Annotated in this window: 4 protein-coding genes; all 4 read right to left on the minus strand. The window is 64.8% G+C overall.

Going from position 1 to position 4280, the window contains the following annotated elements; genetic code table 11:
• Positions 1-39: 39 nt before the first annotated feature.
• The 4 genes from VW23_RS25075 to VW23_RS25090 are packed head-to-tail and all read right to left on the minus strand — an operon-like array spanning position 40 to position 4002.
• The gene (locus tag VW23_RS25075; RefSeq protein WP_069912215.1) at positions 40-1089 is read right to left on the minus strand and encodes a sulfate/molybdate ABC transporter ATP-binding protein; all 1050 of its coding nucleotides are present in this window, start codon (positions 1087-1089) and stop codon (positions 40-42) included.
• A gap of 31 nt (positions 1090-1120) precedes the next feature.
• Positions 1121-2020, minus strand: a complete 900-nt coding sequence (cysW, locus tag VW23_RS25080; protein WP_084646466.1) for a sulfate ABC transporter permease subunit CysW — start codon at positions 2018-2020, stop codon at positions 1121-1123.
• Positions 2013-2966 carry a sulfate ABC transporter permease subunit CysT gene (locus VW23_RS25085; protein WP_069912216.1) on the minus strand — a complete coding sequence of 318 codons (954 nt, stop codon included), beginning with the start codon at positions 2964-2966 and terminating at the stop codon, positions 2013-2015. Before VW23_RS25085 ends, cysW begins: the two co-directional genes overlap by 8 nt.
• 4 nt (positions 2967-2970) lie before the next feature.
• Positions 2971-4002, minus strand: a complete 1032-nt coding sequence (locus VW23_RS25090) for a sulfate ABC transporter substrate-binding protein (RefSeq protein ID WP_084646468.1) — start codon at positions 4000-4002, stop codon at positions 2971-2973.
• Between the last annotated feature and the right edge of the window lie 278 nt (positions 4003-4280).

Below are 4280 nucleotides of genomic sequence, written 5' to 3' on the forward strand. Positions count from 1 at the left end.
GGACAGGGGTGGGGGTCAGCCCTCGCCGGCCTAACCGTGTCAGACGGCCGCCGCCGGAAACACCCGCCAGCGCTTCGGCCTGAAGGCGATGCGGGTTCTTTCGCCGGCCGGGTGGTCGAATGGCAGGTCGATTTCCACGCGCTCCGGCAGCCCGCCGATCTCGAGTTCGACGCGGCGGGTGCCGCCGACCCGGCGTGAGGCGACGACCACCCCGGCAAGCGCGGCGCTTACCCCGTCCTCGACCAGCTCGACATCATGCGGCCGGAAGAACAGGTTGGCCTCGCCCACCGCATCGTTGGGCGCCGGCAGGCCGATGGCGCGGCCGCCGACCCATAGCTCATGATTCTCCACCGTCACCGGCAGCGAACTCGACTCGCCGATAAACGAGAAGACGAAGGGCGAGTTCGGGCGATCGTAGACATCGTCGGGCGTGCCGACCTGCTCGATCTTGCCCTGGCTCATCACCACCAGCCGGTCGGCCAGCTCCAGCGCCTCTTCCTGGTCGTGCGTGACGAACACCGTGGTGTGCCCGGTCCGGTCATGGATTTCGCGCAGCCACTTGCGGAGCTCCTTGCGCACCTGCGCATCGAGCGCCCCAAACGGCTCGTCAAGCAGCAGCACGCGCGGCTCGATGGCGAGCGCCCGCGCCAGCGCCACGCGCTGCCGCTGGCCGCCCGAGAGCTGCTGCGGGAAGCGCTTCTCGAGCCCGCTCAGCTGCACCAGGTCGAGCAGCTCCATGGCGCGGCGCCGGATCTCGGCCTTGGGCGGACGGGTAGCGCGTGGCCGCACCTTCAGCCCGAACGAGATATTGTCGAGCACCGTCATGTTGCGGAACAGCGCATAGGCCTGGAACACGAAACCGACATTGCGCTCCTGCACCGTCTTCGACGACGCATCCTCGTCGCCGAAGTAGATGCGGCCAGCGGTCGGCATTTCGAGCCCGGCGATCAGCCGCAGCAGCGTGGTCTTGCCCGAGCCCGATGGCCCGAGGAGCGCGATCAGTTCGCTCGACTTGACCTCGAGCGACACGTCGTTGAGCGCCGGGTAATGCGAGAATTCCTTGCGGACGGTGTCGACGCGGATATCCAAACTGGGAGGCCCTTTCAGTTCTTCTGCTCGCCTAGTGTCGGCGGGTGCCCGCGAGTTCGTCGCCGAAGCGGTACTCGAGGATGGTTTTGAACACCAGCGTCACCAGCGCCAGCAAGGCAAGGAGCGAGGCGATGGCGAAGGCGGCGGTGAAATTGTACTCGTTGTAGAGGATTTCGATGTCGAGCGGCATGGTCGTGGTCTTGCCGCGAATATGGCCCGACACCACCGATACTGCCCCGAACTCGCCCATGGCGCGGGCATTGCAGAGCAGCACGCCGTAGAGCAGCCCCCATTTGATGTTGGGAAGCGTCACCCGGGTAAAGGTCTGCCAGCCGGTGGCGCCGAGCGACAGAGCCGCTTCCTCGTCAGTATTGCCCTGATCCTGCATCAGCGGGATCAGTTCGCGGGCAATGAACGGGAAGGTGACGAAGATCGTTGCGAGCACGATGCCCGGCACCGCGAAGATGATCTCGATATTGTAGGCCTTGAGCAGCGGACTGAGCGCACTCTGCGCCCCGAACAGCAGCACATAGACCATGCCCGAGACCACCGGCGATACCGAGAACGGCAGGTCGATCAGCGTGGTGAGGAAGCTCTTGCCCCAGAACTCGTATTTGGCGACGCACCAGGCCGCAGCAATGCCGAACACCAGGTTGAGCGGCACCGCGATCACCGCCACCAGCAGTGTCAGCACGATGGCCTGCTGCGACTGGCGATCGGCGAATGCCGCGAAATAGGTCTCGGCGCCTTTACGGAAGGCTTCGGTGAACACCAGCACCAGCGGCAGCACCAGCACCAGCACCAGCGCCATGAACACCACGGCGATGCCGATCAACAGCCGCCGGATCCACACCCGCTCGGTGGTCGGGCGGGTGTGCTCTTCCGGCGGGATCAGCCGCCGGCTGTCGTAGATGACATCCGGTTCAAACATTGCCGAACCTCCGCCGGGCCCAGGCCTGGATCAGGTTGATCACCAGCAGCATGACGAAGGCGATGATCAGCATGATGCCGGCAATCACCGCCGCCCCCGCCTGGTCGAACTCCTCGAGCTTGATGACGATCAGCACCGGGGCGATCTCCGAGATATTGGGCAGGTTCCCGGCGATGAAGATCACCGAGCCGTACTCGCCGACGGCACGGGCGAAGGCCAGCGCGAAGCCGGTGAGCAGCGCCGGGGTGAGGCGCGGCAGGATCACGCTGGTGATGGTCTGCCAGCGGTTGGCGCCGAGCGTCGCAGCGGCTTCCTCGAGCTCCTGTTCGAACTCCTCCAGCACCGGCTGCACCGTGCGCACCACGAAGGGCAGGCCGATGAAGATCAGCGCGATGACGATACCGGTCGGGGTATAGGCGATTTTCCAGTTGAGCGAGAACTCACTGAGCCCGAACGGCAGCCAGGTCTGGCCGTGCCACCACTGCCACAGCGGTCCCTTGTCGGAGAACAGCGAGCCGATCCAGCCCTTGGGGGCATAAAGCGTCGAGAGCGCAATGCCCGCCACTGCCGTGGGCAGCGCGAACGGCAGGTCGACGATGGCATCGAGCAGCCGCCGGCCGGGGAACTTGTAGCGCACCAGCACCCAGGCCACGATGATGCCGAACACCACGTTGACCAGCGCCGCGATCAGCGACGAGCCGAAGCTCACCTCCAGCGCCTTGAGGGTGCGCGGCGAGGTGGCGATCTTGATGATCTGCTCGAGCGGCGTCGTTGCCGCCTTGAGGAACAGCCCGGCGATCGGGATCAGAACGATCAGGCTGAGATAGAGGATGGTGTAGCCGAAGGTCAGCCCGAACCCCGGGACGACGCTGGGCTTTACAAAGCTCCACCCCGCTCGCGCGGGGTGGGATGACTTTCCGGAGGCGCCGCGAGGCGCCCCTGCCACTGCATTATTGCGCAGGGGTGTAGACCTGGTCAAAGATGCCCCCATCCCCGAAATGCTTGGGCTGCGCCGTCTTCCAGCCGCCGAAAAGCGGATCATCAATAGAGATCAGATCGATCTTTGGGAAGGCTTCGACCAGCGCCTTGTCGGTGACGATGGAGGGGTCGGACGGGCGGTAGTGGTTCTTGGCCGCCAGCGTCTGGCCCTCGGGGGAGTAGAGGTACTCGATATAGGCTTTGGCGAGATCGGCGGTGCCGTGCGCCTCGACATTCTTGTCGACGATGGCGACCGGCGGCTCGGCGAGGATCGACGAGGGCGGATGGACCACGTCGAAATTGTCGGCGCCGAATTCGTCGAGCACGAGGAACGCCTCGTTCTCCCAGGCCAGCAGCACGTCGCCCAGTTCCTTCTGCGCGAAGGTCACGGTCGAGCCGCGGGCGCCGGTATCGAGCACCGGCACGTGGCTGAACAGCTGCTTGATGAAATCGGTGTTCCTGGTTTCGTCGCCGCCGAACGCCTTGTTGGCGTAAGCCCAGGCCGCGAGATAGTTCCAGCGCGCGCCGCCCGAAGTCTTGGGGTTCGGGGTGATGACTTCGACGCCTTCCTTCACCAGATCGCCCCAGTCGGCGATGGCCTTGGGGTTGCCCTCGCGGACCAGGAACACGATGGTCGAGGTGTAGGGCGTCGAGTTGTGCGGGAACTCGGCGCGCCAGTTGGCGTCAATCAGCCCCGACTTCTCGGCGATGGCGTTGATGTCGCCTTCGAGCGCCAGGGTGACGACATCGGCAGAAAGCCCGTCGATCACTGACTGGGCCTGCTTGCCCGAGCCGCCATGGCTCTGCTCGATGGTGACGTTGCCGCCGGTGGTGTCTTTCCAGTGCCTGGCGAACGCCTCGTTGAACTGCGCGTAGAGTTCGCGCGTCGGGTCGTACGAGACGTTGAGCAGGGTCTGATCCTGGGCGCGGGCTGTGATTGCGCCGGTGAAGGCGAGCGCCACGGCAAGGCCGCCAAGCGCGAGAATTCTGGCCGTTCTCTTCATCATGTCCTCCTGGTGAAGATCAACTACCGTAACTCTACCTGTTCAGTCGGCATTCTCAAGGAAGCCGCAGGTTGCGGCAGCGCGACGAAGCGGAAAACCTTTCTCTGGGAAGGCTAGCAGCAGCACCGCCATTGCGCAAACCTCGACCTAACCCCTGTGGATGAGCATGGCTTTGCGCGATGTGAAACCGCGTTCAGTCGCGGGATCGGCAGTAAACGCTCGGGAATGGAGCTGGGTTGCAGGGTGCTGATAGGCTGGTGCGGGCTGACCCCCACCCC

The sequence above is a fragment of the Devosia insulae DS-56 genome, assembly GCF_000970465.2.
In the GTDB taxonomy this organism is placed as follows: Bacteria; Pseudomonadota; Alphaproteobacteria; order Rhizobiales; family Devosiaceae; genus Devosia_A; species Devosia_A insulae.